Origin of the sequence: Mycobacterium tuberculosis H37Rv, assembly GCF_000195955.2 — a bacterium.
GTDB classification, from domain to species: domain Bacteria; phylum Actinomycetota; class Actinomycetes; order Mycobacteriales; family Mycobacteriaceae; genus Mycobacterium; species Mycobacterium tuberculosis.
In genome coordinates this window covers 1,057,125-1,078,373 of record NC_000962.3, presented here as the reverse complement: position 1 = coordinate 1,078,373, position 21,249 = coordinate 1,057,125, and the positions used below count along the sequence as shown (strand labels likewise).

Below are 21,249 nucleotides of genomic sequence, written 5' to 3'. Positions count from 1 at the left end.
TATGTCGTTGTCCCGAGAAACACCGGAGTCCGGCGCTCGTCACATGTTGCTGGCATCCGGCATCGGCTCCTCGGTGGCCGACTCGCCGACCGCGGCACCGCCGAGCCGCGCGTGTGGACCGGTCAGCGCCGGCGTGAATTTGACGGCATCAATGAGCTCTTCGATGGCCGCTTGCCCATGACCATCCAGCACCGCCGTGGAAAAGCACGTCTCCAAGTGGTTGTGCAGCATCACCCGGTTGGCCCGCTCCAGCGAGGACTGAACCGCTGAAATCTGCTTCATCACGTCCACGCAGTAGGCGTCGGACTCCAGCATCCGAACGATTCCGTCAAGATGGCCCCGAACCGTCTTCAGCCGGTTCAGCGCCGCGCGCTTCTTTGCGGTCAATTCCTTGCTCATGGCTTGCCCCTAATCCCTCACCCGTTCATGGTATCCCACCCCACTGGGGGTGGGCTACCCAAGGAGTCGAACCTGGCAACATTTGCAGTTTCGCCAACACCTCTTGAAGCAAATTCTTGACGTCGTAGGCTCGTGGACGATGAGCAACTCGGCGCAGCGTGACGCGAGGAACTCGCGCGACGAGTCCGCGCGTGCGTCGGACACCGACCGGATACAGATTGCGCAGTTGCTGGCCTACGCGGCCGAGCAGGGCCGCCTGCAGCTGACCGATTATGAAGACCGGCTGGCGCGGGCCTATGCGGCAACCACCTACCAGGAGCTGGATCGGCTGCGGGCCGATCTGCCGGGGGCGGCGATAGGCCCGCGCAGGGGTGGCGAATGCAATCCGGCGCCGTCCACGCTGCTGCTGGCGCTACTGGGCGGATTCGAACGACGCGGCCGCTGGAACGTGCCGAAGAAGCTGACCACGTTCACCTTGTGGGGCAGCGGGGTGCTGGATCTGCGCTACGCCGACTTCACCTCGACCGAGGTGGACATCCGTGCGTACTCGATCATGGGGGCGCAGACAATTCTGCTGCCACCCGAAGTCAACGTGGAGATCCACGGTCACCGAGTGATGGGCGGCTTCGACCGCAAGGTGGTCGGGGAGGGCACCCGTGGCGTGCCGACGGTGAGGATCCGCGGCTTCTCGCTGTGGGGTGATGTGGGCATCAAGCGCAAACCCCGCAAGCCACGCAAATAGCCGCAAATAGCAAGGTGCGCCGCCCGGTCAGCTCGATGCGGGTGAATCGCCCGCAATGTGCTCGTGTGCCATACTCCGCCGAAAGTTTGGTTCGTGTGGAAGCGAGTTGGTATGGCAGAACGTTGCGGGCGATTCCTGAAGTCCTGTCCCAGGTCGGTTATCAGCAGGCTGACCACGGCGAGTCTTTGCTGACGTCACACCACTGCTGCCTGGGTGCGGCCGAAGGGGCGCGGCCGGGATGGGTCGGTTCGTCGGCGGGCGCGCTGTCGGGATTGCTGGATAGCTGGGCGGAGGCCAGCACCGCCCACGCGGCCCGCATCGGGGACCATTCTTACGGCATGCATCTGGCCGCGGTCGGGTTCGCCGAGATGGAGGAACACAACGCCGCGGCACTGGCCGCGGTTTATCCAACAGGCGGTGGAAGCGCCCGATGCGACGGCGTTGACGTTAGCTGACATTGAGCGCTGGGATCCCACAGCGATCAGGACGGTGTTCAGGCCGCGATCGACCGCGCGCACGGCACACGCACCGCATCGGCGGCGCTGCGTGACACCATGGGGCTGCTCGGCTTTGGCGGTGCGGCCGCCGAGGCGGCACAGGTAGCAACCCATCACACAACGGTGCTGCTCGATCACCATGCCGGCGCGTGTGAAGCGGTCGCGCGGGCCGCGGAAAAGGCGGCCGAGGAGGTCGCCGCGATCAAGATGCGGCTACAAGTGATCCGCGATGCCGCGCGTGAGCATCACCTGACGATCGCTTACGCGACCGGTACGGCGTTGCCACCACCCGACTTGTCGTCGTATTCCCCGGCCGATCAGCAGGCCATCCTCAACACCGCAATCCGGAGGGCATCAAACGTCTGCTGGCCGACGCCGAGACCGCCGATGAGGATCTGGCCGCGGCGATTCGATGCGCCGCCGGGGCCTTGTCGCGCGAGCAGGTCAATGCCCAACTCAGCCATGCGCCACCCACAATGCCGCAGATGCCGCCGCCGGACAGCGACCCTGAGGAGGTCAAGCGGTGGTGGCATTCGCTGACCCCGGGCCAGCAGGATCGGGTCAAGCAATGGTTCCCCAATACCCTGCGTAATCGCGACGGCATTCCCATCGCCGTTCGCAACGAACTGAATCTTTCAGTGCTGCAACGAGAACTCACCCGGCTGCAGAACGGCTGGTTGAGCAGAGATGGAGTCTGGCACACCGACACCGACAAGCTGGCGGATCTGCGAGCGTTGCGGGATACTCTGGCAGCCCATCCCGGCACCAGCCTCATTCTGTTGGACACCGCCAGTGACCCGCGAAAGGTGTTGGCGGCTGTGGGAGTTGGCGACGTCGACAACGCCGAACGCGTCGGCGTCACGATGGGCGGCCTGAACACGCGGGTGAGTTCGAGCGTTGGGGACATGGTCAAGGAAGCTGGAATTCAGCGCGCAAAGGCAGCCGAACTGAGGGAACGAGCCGGATGGCCAAATTACGATGCGGTGGCATCCATTGCGTGGCTGGGCTATGACGCGCCGGACGGCCTCAAAGACGTGATGCACGACTGGTCGGCTCGCGATGCCGCGGGGCCGTTGAACCGCTTCGACAAAGGCTTGGCCGCTACCACGAATGTCAGCGATCAGCACATCACCGCGTTCGGGCATTCCTACGGATCCCTGGTAACCAGTCTGGCGCTGCAGCAGGGGGCACCGGTCAGCGACGTCGTTTTGTACGGTTCACCGGGCACCGAGCTCACGCACGCGTCGCAGCTGGGCGTTGAGCCAGGGCATGCCTTCTACATGATCGGCGTCAACGACCATGTCGCCAATACCATCCCCGAATTCGGCGCATTCGGCTCCGCACCCCAGGACGTACCCGGCATGACACAACTGTCGGTCAACACCGGTTTGGCGCCCGGCCCGCTCTTGGGCGACGGCCAACTTCACGAGCGAGCATAAGGACACTCTGAGTACGCACGTAACGGAGACAATGATCAGCTTCGGATGAGTGGTTACAACTTGGCCGCCGTGCTGGCGGGATTGCCCGACGACCTCATCAAACCCCCTGTGCTGCCGCCACCGACGATGCCCAGTGGGCCCGGCCCGTTCGGATTGCCAATACCCAACCCGAACTATCACCCATGAAGCGAACATCCCGCAGCCTGACCGCGGCGCTCCTCGGCATCGCCGCACTGCTGGCCGGGTGTATCAAACCCAATACGTTCGACCCTTACGCCAATCCCGGGCGGGGCGAGCTGGACCGCCGGCAGAAAATCGTCAACGGACGACCCGATCTTGAGACAGTCCAGCAGCAGCTCGCCAACCTCGACGCCACCATCAGGGCGATGATCGCGAAATATTCACCGCAGACCCGGTTCTCAACAGGCGTCACAGTGAGCCATCTCACCAACGGCTGCAACGACCCGTTCACCCGCACCATCGGTCGACAAGAGGCAAGCGAGTTATTCTTTGGCCGTCCAGCGCCCACTCCGCAGCAATGGCTGCAAATTGTCACCGAGCTAGCCCCGGTGTTCAAGGCGGCGGGTTTTCGGCCCAACAACTCCGTACCCGGCGACCCGCCACAGCCGCTGGGCGCCCCGAATTACTCTCAAATCCGCGATGACGGCGTCACGATAAACCTCGTCAATGGCGACAACCGCGGCCCACTCGGCTACTCCTACAACACCGGTTGCCATCCCCCGGCCGCCTGGCGCACCGCGCCGCCACCGCTGAACATGCGACCGGCCAACGACCCCGACGTGCACTACCCGTACCTGTACGGATCCCCCGGCGGCCGAACCCGCGACGCCTACTGACGCAGAACCCCACGTCGATCAGTGCAAGACCGCATCGGCAGCCACGTAGACAAGGCCAAGCGCCAACAACCCAACAAAAGGCCATCCGATCACGACGTTGCCTCGCGACGAGTTGCGAACCATGACCACCAAGGTGAGCAGCAAGACCGCGCCAACTCCGATCCACATGGTGACCATGGCCGGGAACACGTGATAGCTTGCGTCGCAAGCTGAGTCGTGACAACCATCGGTGGCCATCGCGAAGAATAAGGAGAACCAAACCGCAAACCCGCCGACAAAAGCCAGGGCCGCATACACGAGGTAGCCGACGATGTTCCAGGCTACCGTTACCCGGGATGAGATCATCCACTGCGAGGGCACGCGCACAGTGTCTCACAAACTGGGATGTGCCGCGCACGGCGTTGTTGTCGCATTTCGACGAGACGAACCGCCGACGGCGCCCCGCGCTTCCCTTGTGTCAACAGGACCTATCGCGTTGTGATATACGGATCCTCGAACATCCGTGCCACGGCTACCTGGGCACAACGGTAATCGGACACTGGGCTTGGCCGGTGTCGCTGAGCCGCAGATCCGCTGTGACGAGCGCACAGTTCAGGGCTTCCGCCAAGGCCACATAGCTGGCGTCGTATGCCGACAGGTTCGCGCGGATTTCCCAGATACGCTCGAAAAGGCCCACCACCGGATAACGCGTCACCGCGAGGCGGCGCCACGTTTGGAGGGCCCGCCGTCCGTCGGCCGCGCCCAGCCGATCCCGCTGCGCTAGCCTGCGGAGCCCGCTCGCGATTTCCGAATCGACCAGATGCGGGACATGCAGGCGCTCGGCAGCGATCAATTGTCGAGCTTGTCCATCGTTGAGCAGCGCGGCCAGCGCGGCCGAGGCGTCAACGACGATCATCGACCGGCGCGCTCGGCGTCGATACCACCGATCAGTTCGGTCGTGTCGATGCCGATATCGGGCAAGTCCCCAAGAAGCGCCGGATTGTCGGCGCGGCGAGAAGCCTCGGTGAGCTCACGCACAGCAACCGCGGACACCGACGTCTTGGCGAGTTCGGCGAGGCGCTCGAGTCGCTCGACCACGTCGTCCGGCACATTGCGCAGATACAGCGTCTTCATCGCACTATGTTAGCATATTGCTAGCACGATGCTAGCACCATGATTGCAACAAACTAGCGCCGCCGGAAGCGCAGGTAGTCGCCCACCACCGCCGCGCCCAGCCCGTCGAGATCGGGCACCACCACGCGGCCCTGCACCCGTCGCGCAACCTGGTCAATGAACCGAGCCAGACCGGGGTCACTGCCCAACCGGAAGATCGTCACCTGCGCACCCAGCCGCGCCATGTCGTCAAACCCGCGCACGGTGTGGGCGATGGTGCGCGGATGGGGCGGGTAATCAAAGAACACCGACGTACCGTCGCCGTCGAAGTCCTCCAGGTGGGCGGTCGGCTCGCCGTCGGTCACCACCAGCACCACGGGCTGGGCGCCTGCGTGCCGGCGCAGGTGCCGGCCGGCCAGCGCGAGCGCATGGTGCAGGTTGGTGCCCTGCTCGTAGACACCCGCCAACCCCGTCAGCTCGGCCGCCGTCACCGTGCGGGCGTAGCGCCCAAACGCGATGATCTGCAAGGCATCCGAGCGGAACCGGGTGCACACCAGGTGGTGCAGCGCCAGCGCCGTGCGCTTCATCGGCAACCAGCGATTCTCCATCACCATCGAAAACGAGGTGTCCACCAACAACGCAACAGCGGCCTGGGTGCGCGTTTCGGTCTCGGCGACCTCGACATCCTCGACGGTGATCCGGATGCGGTCATGCACGGCCGCGGCTTGGCGCAGCACGGCATTGGTCAGCGTGCGGGCGACGTGCCACGGCTCGGTGTCGCCGAACTGCCAGGGCCGCGTCGCACCGGTCAGCTCGCCCGCGGCGCCGGCACGCCGGTGATCACGCTCGCCGTGGCGCCCGGAAAGTTGTTGCGCCACATCGCGTAACGCCGTTTCGCCGAGGCGGCGCATGGCCTTCGGCGAGAGCCGCCACTGGCCGTCGGAACCGCGGTCCAGGAAGCCCTGATTGACCAGCGCGCGTTCCAATTCAGCCAGCGTCCGGGCGTCGACGGCGGCCTGGTCGCCGAGCTGACGGGCCAGCGCGTCCAGGTCGACATCGTCCATGCTGGCGCCCGGATAGCTCTGCGACAGCTGCTCGGCCAGCTGCTCCAGCTCGGCAATGTCGGCCAGCGCCTGGGTGCCTTCCCCCATGCCGAACGGATTATCACCGGAGAACTGCTGCGAGCCGGTCCAGTCTTCGCCGGGACGGGCGGCCTGCAGATGCGCATCCAAACGGTCCAGCGCCCGCATCAACGCCGGAGAGCCAAATGCCTGCTGCGCCAACGCGTCCAGCTCGTCCCGCTGTTCCTGGCTCAGGCTGTTGCGGAACCGCTGCGCGGCGGCGGCTCGCTTGGCCAGCGAGTCCAGCAGCTCCTCGACGTTGCGCGGGTTCTCCGGGAAGAACTCGCCGTGCTTGGTCATGAACTCGTCGAAGTCCCGCTGCGTATCTTCACCGCGGGCGTGCTTATCCAACAGGTCGTTGAGGTCGTCGAGCATCTCGGTGACCCGCCGGCGATCGTCGTCGGTGGCACCGGCAAGCGCCTGCTTCATGCCGGCAAAGCGTTGGTCGAGCAGCTCACGGCCGAGCAAATCCTTGATCTGCTCATACTTTTCGCGGGCCTGCCCGCTGCGCCAGCGGTATTCGGCCAGCTCCTGTACTGCCTTGGCCGGCGAGGCCGGAAGCGCGTCCAGCTGCAGCTCGGCGAAGCGGGCGTCGTCGTCTAGCGCGCGGGCCAGCTCCTTGCGTTCGGCCAGCACGGCCTCGTCGAGCAGCTTCTTGATCTCCTGCAAGGTGCCATCTAAGTTGTTGCGGCGCAACAACTCCCGTCGGCGGCGGTTCACCTCGGCCGCCAGCCGGTCGGCGCCGGTCAGGTTCCTGGTGCCCCGCCGCAGCAGCTCGGACAGCGCCCGGCGCGGCGAGGCGCCCGCCATGACGTCTTGGCCAATCTGTTCCAGCGCATCCCGCAGATCCACCGGCGGGGCCAGCGGGTCGGGCCCGCCGGTGTACGCCGAGTAGCGTAGCGAGTGCCGTCGTGACGATCGCAAGCGCGGCGAAGCCGGGCGCAGCGGGTCGTCACCATCAGACTTAGCCATAGACGGTCTGGCCCTCCCCGCAGACCTTGTCAACGCGCTTGGCCAGGTATAGCGCCTCCAACGCCAGTTCCAGTGCCGCGGCACGCTCCCCCTCGGATTCGGCGCCCAGCTTGCGCGCGATCCTGTCCACCACCGGCAGGCCCGGCACCGCCGCCAGCACATCCTTGGCCGAGACCCGCTCGCCCGTCGTCACCGCCGAACCGCCCTCGACCGCGGTCACCAACGAGCCAACGTCGATACCGCCCAGCACCCGGGACGCGGTATCGGCGGTGGCGCGACGCAACAGATGCTCGAGCACCGCCTGTTCGCGGCCCTCCTCGCCGGACTCGAATTCCAGCTTGCCGCGCAGCACGTCGATCACCGTGCCCAAATCGACCACCCGGGCCACCGGGTCTGTCTCCCCCAGCACCGCCCCGCGGTGCCGGGCGGCAGCCGCCACGGTTTCGGCCGCTGCGATGGCAAACCGCGCCGACACCCCGGAGCGCTGATCGATCGAGCGGGATTCTCGCAGGTAACGGGCAAACCGCGCGAGCACCTGCATCAGGTAGTCGGACACCTGTGCACTCAGGTGCGCCTCCTGGACGATGACGCCCATCTCCGCCTCCAGCTCCAGTGGGTAGTGGGTGCGGATCTCGGCGCCGAACCGGTCCTTGATGGGCGTGATGATGCGGCCACGGTTGGTGTAGTCCTCGGGGTTGGCGCTGGCGACCACCAACACATCCAGCGGCAGCCGCAGCGTGTAGCCGCGGACCTGGATGTCGCGCTCCTCCATGACGTTGAGCATCGACACCTGGATGCGTTCGGCGAGGTCGGGCAGCTCGTTGACCGCGACGATGCCGCGGTGCGCCCGCGGGATGAGCCCGTAGGCGATGGTTTCGGGATCCCCGAGGCTGCGGCCCTCGGCAACCTTGATCGGGTCGACGTCGCCGACCAGGTCGGCGACGCTGGTGTCGGGGGTGGCCAGCTTCTCGGTGTAGCGCTCGCTGCGGTGCTTCCACGCCACCGGTAGGTCGTCGCCGAGCTGCGCGGCCCGCCGGATCGACTCCGGCGTGATCGGCGTGTAGGGGTGCTCGCCCAGTTCGGCGCCGGCGATCACCGGCGTCCACTCGTCCAGCAGACCCGCGAGTGCGCGCAGCAGCCGGGTCTTGCCCTGGCCGCGTTCGCCGAGCAGGACAAAGTCGTGACCGGCGATCAAGGCCCGCTCCACCTGGGGAATCACGGTGTCGTCGAAACCCAGGATGCCCGGCCAGACGTTGTCGCCGTCGGCCAGCGCGGTCAGCAGATTTTCCCGGATTTCCTGCTTGACCCCCCGTTCCCGATGACCGGCGGCACGCAGCTCGCCCACGGTGCGGGGCAGGTTACTGGGTGACATCACCGTTCCACGCTACGACGCCGTCTTTCTTCTGGCCACGAGAGTGAATGTCACGACGCGTTTCCGGCGTGTCACGTCGTGGATTTCACTGTCGCGGCCAGCGGCCTCAGTGCGCGAAGTGCCGCGCCCCGGTGAGATATAGGGTGACACCGGCCTTGGCCGCCGCTTCGGTCACTTCCTCGTCGCGCACCGAGCCACCGGGGTGGACGACCGCGGTGACCCCCGCGGCGGCCAACGTTTCCAGGCCGTCGGGAAAGGGGAAGAACGCATCCGAGGCTGCCACCGCGCCGCGAACCCGCTCGCCGCCGCGTTCGACGGCCAACCGGGCGGCGTCGACACGGTTGACCTGACCCATCCCGACGCCGACGGTGGCGCCGTCGGCAGCTATCACTATCGCGTTCGACTTGACCGCACGGCAGGCTCGCCACGCGAAGACCAGGTCGGTCAGCGTCGCGGGGTCCGCAGGTGACCCGGTCGCCAAGGTCCAGTTCGCCGGGTTGTCACCGTGCGCGTCAAGCTGGTCGCTCTGCTGTATCAGCAGTCCACCGCTGATCGGACGCAACTCGCTGCCACCGGCCAGTGGCTCGGCGGCTACCAGCACCCGGATGTTCTTCTTGCGGGCCAGCACATCGAGGGCCCCGGGGGCGTAGCCAGGCGCGACGATGACTTCGGTGAAGATGGTGCTCACATACTCGGCCATTTCGACACTGACCTCGGTATTGGCGGCGATGACCCCGCCGTAGGCGCTCAGCGGATCGCATTCGTGAGCCTTGCGATGCGCGTCGGCGACCGAAACGGACGAGATTGCGATGCCGCACGGGTTGGCGTGCTTGATGATCGCCACGCACGTTTGTTCGTGGTCGAAGGCGGCCCGCCAGGCTGCGTCCGCATCGGTGAAGTTGTTGTAGGACATGTCTTTTCCGTGCAGTTGCTCGGCCTGGGCCAGCCCCGGCCAGGCGGTGGGGTCGCCGTAGAGAGCGGCCTGTTGGTGCGGGTTCTCGCCGTAGCGCAGCATCGCCACGCGGCGCCAGCTTCGGCCGAACCACTGCGGAAAGGCGGCAACAGGATGTTCGGGCGCTAGGGTCTGTTGCATCCAGCTCGCGACGGCGATGTCGTACTCGGCTATATGCTGAAACGCTAACGACGCCAGCCTTTTGCGCTCGGCGAGGGTGAATCCGCCGGCGCGCAGTGCGGCAAGCACGCCATGGTACCCAAGCGGATCGGTGACCACCGCCGCGCTGGGATGGTTTTTGGCGGCGGCCCGCACCATCGCCGGCCCGCCGATATCAATCTGCTCGACGCAGTCGTCGACACTGGCGCCGGATTCGACGGTCTGGCTGAACGGATACAAGTTGACTACAACGAGTTCGAAAGCCTCGATCCCGAGTTGCTCGAGGGCCGCGGCGTGCTCGGACTTGCGCAGGTCAGCCAGCAGCCCGGCATGCACTCGTGGGTGCAGTGTCTTGACCCGGCCATCGAGCACCTCGGGAAAGCCGGTCAGCTGCTCCACGGGGGTCACCGGAATCCCGGTGTCGGCAATGGTCTTGGCCGTTGACCCAGTCGAGATGATCTCGACGCCGGCCGCGCTCAGGCCCTGTGCCAGGTCTACCAGCCCGGTCTTGTCGTACACGCTGATCAGCGCACGGCGGATCGGCCGTCTTCCGTCGTCGGTGCTCATCCTATGGTTACCTTTCGTCCCATCGTCGCTGTTCGTCCGACCACCGTCACGCCATGGGTGGCCAGTGCGGCCACCGCCGCTACCAACAGCCGTCGTTCGGTGACCTTGATTCGTTCATGCAAAGTCTCTTCGTCGTCACCGTCGAGCACCGGCACAGGTTGCTGCGCCAGTATTGGCCCGGTGTCCGTGCCAGCGTCTACCAGGTGCACCGTAGCGCCGGTGACCTTCACCCCGTAGGCCAGCGCGTCAGCGACACCGTGCGTGCCGGGGAAGGCCGGCAGCAGCGCCGGGTGGGTGTTGAGGGTGCGCCCGTAGAATCGTGAAAGGAACTGCGGTCCAAGGATTCTCATAAAGCCCGCAGAAACGACGAGGTCGGGCTCATGGGCTGCGGTGGCGGCGGTGATGGCGACGTCCCAGGCATCGCGACTGGGGTGGTCGGCGAGCCGAACGGTGAACACCGGCACCGATGCTTCCGCGGCGATTTCGGCGGCCCGGCATTCGCGATCCACACCAACGGCGACTACCCGTGCCGGGTAGTCGCCGACAGCGGCATCGAGTAGAGATCTCAGCAACGAACCGGTGCCAGACGCGAGTACTACCAGCCGCGCAGGTGCACTCGGGGGTACACGAAGCGGTTCCTGCACACGGCGAGCCTAGTCTGGCTCCTCAAAGCGTGTGAGCACCACCAGCCTGCATCCCAGTGCAGACTCAGTACCGTGAGTAAAGGCCTCAGACAGTTGCGGCCTCACCAACCGCAGATTAGTCGGCCCGCGGCGGCGGTTCGTCGGACAAGGGCAGCGCCTCGTCGTCGGCAGTAGGGGCCTTGAGGCCGTTGGCGATGTCGTCGTGGCTAGGCGGGACGTCTTCCGCGACCGAAGCGGGCGGCTGCTCGCTCGCTGCCCCGTCGAACATGTCTACCGGTGGCGAAGATTCATCGGCGTCCAGCTCGACCGGCGGGGCCGGCCGGAGCCGCTTGGGGCGGCGGCTGATCCCGCCGGCAATCACCACCGTGACCCATCCTACGAACGTAAACCAGAAGAGCACGCCCAACACCAAGGCGCCCTCGTCCACGCCGACATCGCCGAAATTGCCCAGCCGGCCGCCACCGCCGTAACCCAGAACCGCCATTACCAATGCCCCGGCAACGGCAGCGACCAGCAGCTTGGCCATAGCCGCAACAAACGGCAGGGCGCGGCGGGCGCACTGCTGACCGACCGCCACACCCGACGAAGCACCCACAATGAGTAAGGCAACCCATGCCGGGCCGAGCGGCGGCGTCGGGGCCGCGGCCAGGATCGGCAGTGCCGGGATATCGCCGCCCAAAACTGCAAACGAACTGAACGTCGCGAAGCCAATGTGAGCACTGGACCCAACCGCGATGGCCGAGGTGCCGACGATGACGTTGGGTGCGTAAAGCACCGAAAGTACAGTGAGGCTGAACTGGCCGAATATCGAATCGGTGATCCCGTAGAGCTCTTGCATCGTCGCCCAATGCACAACCAGCGACCCCGCCGTCACCACGCCGGAAAGCCCGAGCAACGCCAGCACCCCAGCGGCGGCGGCACGCATCGAATCATGCAGCCAATCGGGCAGTGCCGTGGCGGCTAGCGCCCGTCGACCTACCCGGGACCACACCCCGGTCGCGGCCCCAACGGAATGCACAACCAGCACACTAGTGAACGCGCGCAGGGCGCTGGGCGTCTGCAGCTCGGTGACCACTGATGACGCGTCGTGAATGACCGCCAGGGCAATCGCCGCCATCAGCAGCGGTCCGCCCAGGGCCGACGCGACGACCCAGCGAACAACGAGCCCTGACGACTGTGGGGATGTGGCCCGCGCCGTGCTGCGCGCGGTGGCCCACACCATCAACAGGACCGGCAACAGCGGCATGACGCCCAGTGCGCGGCCACCGATCGAGATCGGCACCAGGTGCACGCCCAGCCACATGCTGGCGATGGCGCCCCACGCACCGGTCATGTCGCTATTGGCGATCAGCAATTGGAGCAGCGTCACCGCGGCGATGATGCCCAACGCCACCACACCTGGGCCGAACGCAACCCTGACGAGGTCGCGAGCTGGACGAGCGCCGGCCGCCCGATCGTCCGCGCTTGCTGACACCCTGTTCACTCTTCGCGCACACGCGCGACCGGACGCGGGAACGCCCGGTTAGACCGGCGCCCCCCCGGGGGACGACGACTGCTCGCCCCCGCTGGGGTTTGAATAGTTGACTGGAGCCGAACCAGCCTGCGACCCCGTCCCGGCACTGACCGGTGGCGGCGGGCTGAAGCTCGGAAAGCCGGTAGGTGGCGTGGATGGGCCCTGGTGCGATTGTTGCGACCCGGACTGCGCCGGCGGCTGGGCCGGGGGCTGAGCAGTGTATCCACTGCCCGATTGGCTCGGACTGGACGAATAGCCGCCGTACTGCGACCCATATCCGGGAGGCTGCGGAGACTGCTGCGGGCCGGGCGACTGCAGTCCCGCGGCCTGCTGAGCACCCTGCTGACCGTAGTACCCACCCGGCTGCACCCCGTACTGCCCGTACTGCCCGTACCGCCCGTACTGTCCATACGGGTCGAACTTGGGCCGCGGCGCCGGCGCGGTGATAGCGCCGGTCTCCACCAAGAGCGCCAGGACTGCCGCAACCGCCTGGAACACGATGAAAGCCAACACAACCCACAATGCCCAACCGGTCGAATAGGCGCTGGGCTTGTTAAACGTCGCCGAGACCATCAGAAATACGCCGAGTACCCCGAGCACCGCAACTACCGTCACATGGCTCTTGGCCTTAGGCACCAGAGCCACCCCGGCAAGCAGCGCAGCCAGCAGAGCCACCCCGACCGGCAGCCCAGTGTCACCGGACACTGCGCCATCACCTCCGCCGAGTTCGGTACTGAGGGTGAACATTGGGCCGAAGCTGGCGAAGTACGCAGCCAGGCCGAGCACTGCCACCGCGATGTTCAGGTACATCGGTAGCTTGCTCGCACCCTCATCGGCGTGGGCGAACGAGGGTGTGACGCCTCCGTAGGAGCCTGCGGGCTGCGCTTGCGGGTATCCGGGGTTACCCGGCGAGTAGGTCATGGCTCCTCCACTGGTGCAGTGCGACGCTGTGCTCCCGGCGACGCGATTCGATCAACCACGCTAGCGCACGTTCGGGTGCCGCTGCCGGAGCGACCGGCGCTCGCGACATTAACGACTGGACGGCCGCTTGCCCGGCGCAGGTGGAACACGTTCTAATTCGGTGCATGCACTACGGACTTGTGCTGTTCACCAGCGACCGCGGCATCACCCCGGCCGCGGCCGCCAGACTTGCTGAAAGCCACGGGTTTCGCACGTTTTACGTGCCCGAACACACCCACATCCCGGTCAAGCGCCAGGCGGCCCATCCGACGACGGGTGACGCTTCGCTGCCGGACGACCGCTATATGCGCACGTTGGACCCGTGGGTGAGCCTGGGAGCAGCATCGGCGGTGACGTCGCGGATCCGGCTTGCCACCGCGGTGGCGCTGCCGGTCGAGCATGATCCGATCACGCTGGCGAAAAGCATTGCGACGCTGGATCATTTGTCGCACGGCCGGGTCAGCGTCGGGGTCGGGTTCGGCTGGAACACCGACGAGCTCGTCGATCATGGTGTGCCACCCGGACGCCGCCGCACCATGCTGCGCGAATACCTCGAGGCGATGCGGGCGTTGTGGACCCAAGAGGAGGCCTGCTATGACGGCGAGTTCGTCAAGTTCGGACCTAGCTGGGCCTGGCCCAAGCCGGTGCAGCCGCACATCCCGGTGCTGGTAGGCGCTGCGGGGACGGAGAAGAACTTCAAGTGGATCGCGCGCAGCGCCGACGGCTGGATCACCACTCCACGCGACGTCGACATCGACGAGCCGGTGAAGTTACTGCAAGACATCTGGGCGGCCGCCGGCCGCGACGGGCTTCCACAGATCGTGGCCCTGGACGTCAAACCGGTGCCCGACAAGCTGGCGCGCTGGGCCGAGCTTGGCGTTACGGAGGTGCTGTTCGGTATGCCGGACAGGTCTGCAGACGACGCAGCCGCGTACGTGGAGCGGCTGGCCGCCAAGTTGGCCTGTTGCGTATAGGGCGAGCAGACGCATAAGCCCCCGACACGCCGAGCGTGCGGGGGCTTATGCGTCTGCTCGCCCTAGAGACTGAGCAAGATCTCCCGGGCCAGCGCCGCGGTCGCCGATGGGGTCTTGCCGACCTTCACACCGGCGGCCTCCAGGGCCTCTTGCTTGGCCGCCGCTGTGCCAGACGAGCCGGAGACGATGGCGCCGGCGTGGCCCATCGTCTTGCCTTCGGGTGCGGTAAATCCGGCGACATAGCCGACGACCGGCTTGGACACGTTGGTCTTGATGAAGTCTGCGGCCCGCTCCTCGGCGTCACCACCGATCTCGCCGATCATCACGATGAGCTTGGTGTCCGGATCCCTCTCGAAGGCCTCGATGGCGTCGATGTGGGTAGTGCCAATCACCGGATCACCACCGATGCCGATCGCCGTGGAGAATCCAAGGTCGCGCAGTTCGAACATCATCTGGTAGGTCAACGTCCCCGACTTGGACACCAGACCAATTGGACCGGGTCCGGTGATGTTGGCCGGCGTGATACCGGCCAGCGACTGACCGGGACTGATAATGCCAGGACAGTTGGGGCCAATGATGCGGGTCTTGTGGCCAGCCTCGAGGTTGTAGGCCCAGGCATAGGCGGTGTCCTGCACCGGAATTCCCTCGGTGATCACAACCAACAGCGGAATTTCGGCGTCGATGGCCTCGATGATGGCGTCCTTGGCGAACGTCGGCGGCACGAAGATGATCGACACATCGGCGCCGGTCTTTTCCATCGCCTCCGCGACACTGCCGAACACCGGCAGCTTGATCAGCCGGCCGCCCTTATCCTCATGCGTGACGGTGGTGCCCGCTTTGCGTGCGTTCACACCGCCGACGATTTGCGTGCCCGCCCGCAGCATTCGCGCGGTATGGACGGTGGCCTCACTGCCGGTGATGCCCTGCACAATGACCTTGTTGTCCCTGCTCAGAAATATGGACATGTGAGTCATGGGTCCTTTCGCTCAGGCGCTCGCCAGCTCAGCGGCCTTGTCGGCGGCTTCGTCCATCGTCGCCACCAGTGTCACCAGGGGGTGGTTGGCCTCGGTCAGGATGCGACGGCCTTCCTCGACGTTGTTGCCGTCGAGCCGAACCACCAGCGGCTTGTTGGCTTCGTCACCCAGCATGCCCAGCGCCTTGACGATCCCGGTCGCCACCGCATCGCACGAGGTGATGCCACCGAAGACGTTGACGAACACGCTCTTGACCTGCTGGTCGCCCAGCACCACGTCCAGACCCGCGGCCATCACCTCGGCCGAAGCGCCGCCGCCGATATCCAGGAAGTTGGCCGGCTTGACTCCGCCGTGCTTCTCACCGGCATACGCGACGACGTCGAGAGTCGACATCACCAAGCCCGCGCCATTGCCGATGATCCCCACCTGACCGTCCAGCTTGACGTAGTTGAGGTCGTGCTCCTTGGCCTTCAACTCCAGTGGATCGGTGGCAGCTCGATCCTCGAACTCGGCATGGCCAGGCTGACGGAAATCGGCGTTGCCGTCGAGGGTGATCTTGGCATCCAGCGCGAGGATCTTGTGGTCAGGCGTCCGCACCAACGGGTTGACCTCAACCAGCGTCGCGTCCTCGGCGACGAAGAGCTCCCACAGCTTGGCGATGGTGACCGCTGCGGTGTCGAGCACCTCGGCCGGAAGATGACCCTGTTCGGCGATGGACCGCGCGAAATCTAGGTCAACGCCCTTGACGGCATTCACCGGGACTTTGGCGAGCCGCTCGGGTTTGGTGGCCGCTACCTCTTCGATCTCCATGCCGCCCTCCACCGAGCACATCGCCAGGTAGGTGCGGTTGGCCCGGTCGAGCAGGAAGGATAGGTAGTACTCCTCGGCGATATCGCTAGCCTCAGCGACCAGCAGTTTCTTGACGATGTGTCCTTTGATGTCCAGGCCGAGGATGTTCTTGGCGTGCTCGTACGCGTCTTGTGGGGTCGCGGCGTATTTGACGCCACCGGCCTTGCCCCGGCCGCCGATCTTGACCTGCGCTTTGACCATCACCGGACGCCCGATCTCCGTGGCGATAGCCTTGGCACCCTCGGCTGTGTCGGTCACCCGACCCGGCGTGCTGGGCACGTTGTGCTTGGCGAATAACTCCTTGGCTTGATACTCGAAAAGATCCATGGGCTCACCGTCTTCGCTCGGCTTACTGCTCGACCAATAGGTAGGCGGTGCCGAAATCGGCGACTCGCACGGAGAACTGTATCGAGACCGCCGATTAACTCCGCGGCCGCATCCACCCGGTGTGGCACAGCTCACCGATATGTTTGTCCAGCCGAAACGTGATCCAACTCACAATCACAGCCGAATTCCGCGCTGAAGTTGCCACTACCATCCGGTTGCGGATAACGTCTCAGGGTCCAGATAACGTTATGGTCACGATCCGAGGACATTTCAGATTTGTCCCAGCACCGTATCGCCCGTTCTGCTGCCATGGCAGCGATTCGCACACCTCGCGATCGTTGGCCGCATCATCACCGTAACGAAGTCACCGAAATCATCCCGCTGGACGGATTCCTCGACGGCTTAGCACTCTACGATGAGCTGGATTTCGCAGAGCTCGATGACCTGGACCTAGGGGACGACTGCGTCTTCGACTACGAAGCGCAGTTGCTAGCGGCTCCAGAACTCGACGACCTGGACGACGCCGACGATCTGGCCCCCGAATGGCTGGTAGCCCCCACGGTCGTGCTGACCCCGGAGGTCACCCCGGTGTCCCGGCGCGTCGGGCAGCACCGCAAGCAACCGATCGGTGCGGCCCGGGGGCGCCTGCTGATCTCGGCGATGGCCGCGGGCGCGGCGGCCGCAGCAGCGCATACGGCGATCCAACAGTCGGAAACCCCACGCACCGAGACCGTGCTGACCGCTCATGCATCGGCGCTCAACGAAGGGTCGGGAAGCAACCCACCGCGGGGCGTCCAGGTCATCGCCGCCCAGCCGGCGGCGAGTGCTGCGGTGCACAACGCGGAGTTCGCCAGGGGGGTTGCCTTCGCCGAGGAGCGCGCCGAGCGCGAGGCGCGACTACAGCGCCCGCTGTATGTCATGCCGACGAAGGGCATCTTCACGTCGAGTTTCGGTTATCGATGGGGTGTACTGCACGCCGGTATCGACCTGGCTAACGCGATCGGAACCCCGATTTATGCGGTGTCCGACGGCGTCGTCATCGACGCCGGCCCCACCGCCGGCTACGGAATGTGGGTCAAGCTGCTGCACGCCGACGGCACGGTCACGCTATACGGCCACGTCAATACCACGTTGGTCAGCGTCGGTGAGCGCGTGATGGCAGGCGACCAGATCGCCACCATGGGCAGCCGTGGCTTTTCCACCGGCCCGCACCTGCACTTCGAGGTGCTCCTGGGCGGCACCGAGCGCGTGGACCCAGTGCCGTGGCTCGCCAAGCGGGGACTTAGCGTCGGCAATTACACCGGTTGACCCGGCAACGACGCCGAACGTGTTCTCAGGGCGAGAAATCCGCGAAATAGCCGCCGTGACTTCACGCTCGGCGCGAAATCTCAGAGCTTGGTGACAGGGGCGTGGTTGTGCATCAGCTTCACCCGCCCCGAGCTACCGAAGTCGATCAGCGACATCGCCGATTCGCCGACACCGGAGACCTCCTCGACACGGCCCAGGCCGTATTTGTCATGGGTCACGCGGTCGCCGACCTGAAGCACCAGCAGCGGGCGCCTGCTCGCCCCCGAGCGGGTCGGTGATGGACGCGCGCTACCGAACCGACCGGCGCCACTCACCGGGGCACTGAACGACGGCTTCGGGGCGGTGCGCCGCCAGTCGATGAGCTCCTGCGGGATTTCCCGCAGAAACCGCGACTCCGGGTTGAGCATCGGCTGGCCCCAAGACGAACGCACGATCGCCCGGCTCACGTACAACCGCTGCCGGGCGCGGGTGATGCCGACATAGGCCAGCCGCCGCTCCTCGGACAACTCGGTCGGGTTGTCCAACGCCCGCATGTGCGGGAACATCCCGTCCTCCCAGCCGGTCACAAACACCACCGGGAACTCCAAACCCTTGGCGGTGTGCAAGGTCATCAAGGTAACCACACCCGCGCCATGCTCCGGGATCTCATCGGCGTCGGCGACCAGCGACACCCGTTCCAGAAAATCCGCCAGCACACCGGTGTCGGGGACGTCTTCGTCGTCTGGGCCAAGTGCGGCGGCATTCTCCCGGTCGGTACTGAATTCGTGTGCGACGCTGACTAATTCGTTGAGGTTGTCCAGGCGGGCCAATTCCTGTGGATCGGTGGACGCTTCCAGCTCGCGGCGGTATCCGGTGCGTTCCAGCACCGCCTCGACCAGCTCCCCCAGGTCGTCATCGAGGCGGCCCCGCAGCTCGTCGAACATCTCGACGAAACCCGCGATCGCCTTCTCCGCCCGGGTATTCAGCATCGGTACTTTGCCTTGGGCCGCGGCGACGAGCGCGTCACCGAAGCCGACGCCGGTGTTCTCGGCGTACACCGCCACACACGCCTCGGCACGATCCCCGATACCGCGGCGCGGGGTGTTAAGGATGCGCCGTAGGCTGACCGCGTCGCCCGGGTTGTCCAGCACGCGCAGGTAGGCAACGATGTCGCGAATCTCCTTGCGCTCGTAAAAGCGCACTCCCCCAACGACCTTGTACGGAATACCGGCGCGGATCAGCACCTCTTCCAGTGACCGCGACGAGTTGTTGGTGCGGTAGAAGACGGCGACATCGTTGTAGGTGATCTCGCTACCCTCGGCGAGCGCATCGATCTCCTCGGCCACGAACCGGGCCTCGTCGTGCTCGTTGTCGGCGACATAGCCAACGATCAACTCCCCGGCGCCGGCGTCGGTCCACAACCGCTTCTCCCGGCGCCCCGCGTTACGGGCAATCACCGAGTTGGCCGCCGACAGGATGTTCTGCGTCGAGCGGTAATTCTGTTCCAGCAGAATGGTTCTGGTGTCGGGGTAGTCACGTTCGAAGTCTTCGATGTTGCGGATGGTGGCGCCGCGGAACGCATAGATCGACTGATCGGCATCCCCGACGACGCACAACTCGCCGGGGGGAATACCGTCATTGCTGTCGCGGCCGACCAGCTCGCGCACCAATACGTACTGGGCGTGGTTGGTGTCCTGGTATTCGTCAACCAGGACATGCCGGAACCTCCGACGGTAGTACTGGGCGATCTGCGGGAAGGCCTGCAGCACCGCGACGGTCTCGCCGATCAGGTCGTCGAAGTCCAGCGCGTTGGCCGCCCGCAGCCGCCGCTGGTATTCGTCATAAACCGACGCCACGGCGCGCGCTAGGTCATCGGAGTCCTCCGTTAAGCCGGCCAGCGCCTGATGCGGGTCGATCAACTCGTTCTTCAGGTTGGAGATGGCGTTAGCCAGCAGTCGCGGCGAGTACCGCTTGATGTCTAGGCCCAGGTCGCGGCCCACCATCTGCAGCAACCGCCGCGAATCGTCGGCGTCATAGATCGAAAAGTTGGAGTTGAGGCCCTCGATCAGCGCCGCCTGGTTGCGCAGGATACGCACGCAGGTGGAGTGAAACGTCGACACCCACATGTACCGGGCCTTCTCCCCAACCAGGCCCACCACCCGTTCGCGCATCTCGGCGGCGGCTTTGTTGGTGAAGGTGATGGCCAGAATCTGGCCCACCCCGACGCCGCGGGCCGCCATCAGATAGGCAATGCGGCGGGTCAACACCGCGGTCTTACCCGAACCCGCGCCCGCGACGATCAGCAGCGGCGAACCCTCATGCACGACCGCCTGGCGCTGTTGCGGGTTGAGGCCGTCGAGCAGTTGGTCCGCTGGGGATGGACCGGGAGGCTTGGCGTCGGTCGCGTGCACACTCATGTCGGTCCAAACTTACCGCCGCGCGGCGACGAGTCGGCGGACCGCGGCATAGCCTGGCCAGGCTCATCGCCACGCGGCAGGTCCTTCGGCGCCACCACCCAATTTTGGGTGCACTTTTCCCGCCAAGTTTTTGCGCGGGCGCGTCCGTTGATGGCACACTCGGTTCGTGCTCAACGCGCAGCGCCGATTTTTCTACGGGTACCGGCCAGCGGTGCCCGTGGTCTAGCTGCTTTCGCAGAGCCCCGTGGTCCGCTTCCGGATTCGGGGCTCGTCTCTTGTGTGAGGCCCAGTACCGGATGAGACCAGAACCCCCACATCACGAGAACGCGGAGTTAGCAGCCATGAACCTGGAAATGCTCGAGTCCCAACCTGTCCCCGAGATCGACACGCTGCGCGAAGAGATCGACCGGCTAGACGCCGAAATCCTCGCGTTAGTCAAGCGACGCGCTGAGGTTTCCAAGGCCATCGGCAAGGCCCGGATGGCGTCCGGTGGCACTCGGCTGGTACACAGCCGGGAGATGAAGGTCATCGAACGCTACAGCGAGCTGGGACCCGACGGTAAGGATCTGGCCATCCTGCTTTTGCGATTGGGCAGGGGCCGCCTCGGTCACTAATGGGTCACTTCCGCCGCTGTTTGCCGGGAATTTCTGCATCGCTGCGCTGAATTTCCGCCGAAATGGATGCAGCAAAGGCAGCTGGAGTTTCACAATTGCGCCGGTTGATGGTCATATGGGCGGCAGCTTTGATCGCGCTGCTCGGGCAAGGCGCCAGCTCGACAACCTCGTCAACGTAGTCGCGGCGGGGTCTACCCATCGACTGATGGTCCCGTCGCGGTCGATGCATCGCCTAATCAAGGTGGAGTTTCAAGGTGGCGGCCCTCATGCGTGGTACTTGTCCGACGGCATACTCGCCCGAGACGACTACAACGGCCGGGATATACACCTGCCGGTATTCGGTTGACCAGACCGGTCTGTCGCTCGCCATGCCCACCGGTGGCATGGCGAGTTCTATTCCAACTGGCACCGGCCGGCGGTCGGCAACGGCGGGATATGGCCCAAGAGCTGGCCGACTGGCTGGCGGCGAGTGAGGGGATCATCCCGAGTGGAAATGGCGTGGTTGCCGGATCCGCGTCATT

The 21,249-nt window shown here is 65.5% G+C and carries 21 protein-coding genes, 1 pseudogene and 1 other annotated feature; of the genes and pseudogenes, 9 read left to right on the top strand and 13 right to left on the bottom strand.

Translation table 11 applies throughout. The annotated features are described in order from the left end of the window. Nucleotides 1–39: 39 nt before the first annotated feature. Nucleotides 40–399, bottom strand: a complete 360-nt coding sequence (gene csoR, locus Rv0967; RefSeq protein NP_215482.1) for a copper-sensing transcriptional repressor CsoR — start codon at nt 397–399, stop codon at nt 40–42. A gap of 139 nt (nt 400–538) precedes the next feature. On the opposite strand from csoR, the gene Rv0966c reads away from it, so the two are divergent. The 5 genes from Rv0966c (at nt 539) to lprP (ending at nt 3,934) form a co-directional block, all read left to right on the top strand. Further along, nucleotides 539–1,141, top strand: a complete 603-nt coding sequence (locus Rv0966c; RefSeq protein NP_215481.2) for a hypothetical protein — start codon at nt 539–541, stop codon at nt 1,139–1,141. A 35-nt stretch (nt 1,142–1,176) separates the two neighbouring features. Next, on the top strand, nt 1,177–1,596 hold the full coding sequence (locus tag Rv0965c; RefSeq protein NP_215480.1) for a hypothetical protein: 420 nt from the start codon (nt 1,177–1,179) through the stop codon (nt 1,594–1,596). 99 nt (nt 1,597–1,695) lie between these two features. Next, nucleotides 1,696–2,178 carry a hypothetical protein gene (locus tag Rv0964c; RefSeq protein ID NP_215479.1) on the top strand — a complete coding sequence of 161 codons (483 nt, stop codon included), beginning with the start codon at nt 1,696–1,698 and terminating at the stop codon, nt 2,176–2,178. A gap of 98 nt (nt 2,179–2,276) precedes the next feature. After that, the gene (locus tag Rv0963c) at nt 2,277–3,077 is read left to right on the top strand and encodes a hypothetical protein (protein ID NP_215478.1); all 801 of its coding nucleotides are present in this window, start codon (nt 2,277–2,279) and stop codon (nt 3,075–3,077) included. A gap of 182 nt (nt 3,078–3,259) precedes the next feature. Beyond that, on the top strand, nt 3,260–3,934 hold the full coding sequence (gene lprP / locus Rv0962c; RefSeq protein NP_215477.1) for a lipoprotein LprP: 675 nt from the start codon (nt 3,260–3,262) through the stop codon (nt 3,932–3,934). 18 nt (nt 3,935–3,952) lie between these two features. Here lprP and Rv0961 read toward each other — a convergent pair whose 3' ends face one another. The 9 genes from Rv0961 to Rv0954 all read right to left on the bottom strand — a co-directional run bounded on the left by Rv0961 (nt 3,953) and on the right by Rv0954 (nt 13,247). Beyond that, nucleotides 3,953–4,300, bottom strand: a complete 348-nt coding sequence (locus tag Rv0961) for an integral membrane protein (RefSeq protein NP_215476.1) — start codon at nt 4,298–4,300, stop codon at nt 3,953–3,955. Between the two features lie 145 nt (nt 4,301–4,445). After that, the gene (gene vapC9, locus Rv0960; protein NP_215475.1) at nt 4,446–4,829 is read right to left on the bottom strand and encodes a ribonuclease VapC9; all 384 of its coding nucleotides are present in this window, start codon (nt 4,827–4,829) and stop codon (nt 4,446–4,448) included. Further along, complete coding sequence (gene vapB9, locus Rv0959A) at nt 4,826–5,047, bottom strand: antitoxin VapB9 (RefSeq protein YP_007409620.1); 222 nt, start codon at nt 5,045–5,047, stop codon at nt 4,826–4,828. The genes vapC9 and vapB9 overlap by 4 nt, the downstream gene beginning before the upstream one ends. Before the next feature lie 53 nt (nt 5,048–5,100). Then, complete coding sequence (locus tag Rv0959; RefSeq protein NP_215474.1) at nt 5,101–7,119, bottom strand: hypothetical protein; 2,019 nt, start codon at nt 7,117–7,119, stop codon at nt 5,101–5,103. Then, entirely contained in the window at nt 7,112–8,491 is a 1,380-nt protein-coding gene (locus Rv0958; RefSeq protein NP_215473.1) for a magnesium chelatase, read from the bottom strand. Before Rv0958 ends, Rv0959 begins: the two co-directional genes overlap by 8 nt. 106 nt (nt 8,492–8,597) lie before the next feature. Next, nucleotides 8,598–10,169 carry a bifunctional phosphoribosylaminoimidazolecarboxamide formyltransferase/inosinemonophosphate cyclohydrolase gene (gene purH, locus Rv0957; RefSeq protein ID NP_215472.1) on the bottom strand — a complete coding sequence of 524 codons (1,572 nt, stop codon included), beginning with the start codon at nt 10,167–10,169 and terminating at the stop codon, nt 8,598–8,600. Then, nucleotides 10,166–10,813, bottom strand: a complete 648-nt coding sequence (gene purN, locus Rv0956) for a phosphoribosylglycinamide formyltransferase PurN (protein ID NP_215471.1) — start codon at nt 10,811–10,813, stop codon at nt 10,166–10,168. The genes purH and purN overlap by 4 nt, the downstream gene beginning before the upstream one ends. A 115-nt stretch (nt 10,814–10,928) precedes the next feature. Then, nucleotides 10,929–12,296: an integral membrane protein gene (locus tag Rv0955; protein NP_215470.1), complete on the bottom strand. Its 1,368-nt coding sequence runs from the start codon at nt 12,294–12,296 to the stop codon at nt 10,929–10,931. A 39-nt stretch (nt 12,297–12,335) separates the two neighbouring features. Beyond that, complete coding sequence (locus Rv0954) at nt 12,336–13,247, bottom strand: transmembrane protein (RefSeq protein NP_215469.1); 912 nt, start codon at nt 13,245–13,247, stop codon at nt 12,336–12,338. A 164-nt stretch (nt 13,248–13,411) separates the two neighbouring features. Here Rv0954 and Rv0953c point away from each other — a divergent pair, with 164 nt between their 5' ends. Continuing rightward, nucleotides 13,412–14,260: an oxidoreductase gene (locus Rv0953c; protein ID NP_215468.1), complete on the top strand. Its 849-nt coding sequence runs from the start codon at nt 13,412–13,414 to the stop codon at nt 14,258–14,260. 62 nt (nt 14,261–14,322) lie between these two features. Here Rv0953c and sucD read toward each other — a convergent pair whose 3' ends face one another. Together sucD and sucC are read right to left on the bottom strand one after the other, a co-directional pair. Then, the gene (gene sucD / locus Rv0952) at nt 14,323–15,234 is read right to left on the bottom strand and encodes a succinyl-CoA ligase subunit alpha (protein NP_215467.1); all 912 of its coding nucleotides are present in this window, start codon (nt 15,232–15,234) and stop codon (nt 14,323–14,325) included. A 12-nt stretch (nt 15,235–15,246) separates the two neighbouring features. Further along, entirely contained in the window at nt 15,247–16,410 is a 1,164-nt protein-coding gene (gene sucC / locus Rv0951) for a succinyl-CoA ligase subunit beta (RefSeq protein NP_215466.1), read from the bottom strand. A gap of 309 nt (nt 16,411–16,719) precedes the next feature. Between sucC and Rv0950c the strand changes: the two genes are divergently transcribed. Further along, nucleotides 16,720–17,718, top strand: coding sequence for a hypothetical protein (locus tag Rv0950c; RefSeq protein NP_215465.1), 999 nt, complete (start codon nt 16,720–16,722; stop codon nt 17,716–17,718). An 80-nt stretch (nt 17,719–17,798) separates the two neighbouring features. On the opposite strand, the gene uvrD1 is transcribed toward Rv0950c, so the two are convergent. Then, the gene (gene uvrD1 / locus Rv0949) at nt 17,799–20,114 is read right to left on the bottom strand and encodes an ATP-dependent DNA helicase UvrD (RefSeq protein YP_177772.1); all 2,316 of its coding nucleotides are present in this window, start codon (nt 20,112–20,114) and stop codon (nt 17,799–17,801) included. Nucleotides 20,115–20,410: 296 nt separating this feature from the next. Between uvrD1 and Rv0948c the strand changes: the two genes are divergently transcribed. Both Rv0948c and Rv0947c read left to right on the top strand, forming a co-directional pair. Further along, on the top strand, nt 20,411–20,728 hold the full coding sequence (locus tag Rv0948c; RefSeq protein NP_215463.1) for a chorismate mutase: 318 nt from the start codon (nt 20,411–20,413) through the stop codon (nt 20,726–20,728). 115 nt (nt 20,729–20,843) lie between these two features. Further along, nucleotides 20,844–21,074, top strand: a sequence feature (mycolyl transferase pseudogene). Continuing rightward, nucleotides 20,844–21,074: pseudogene (locus tag Rv0947c) on the top strand. Its footprint overlaps the feature before it by 231 nt. Nucleotides 21,075–21,249: the final 175 nt, after the last annotated feature.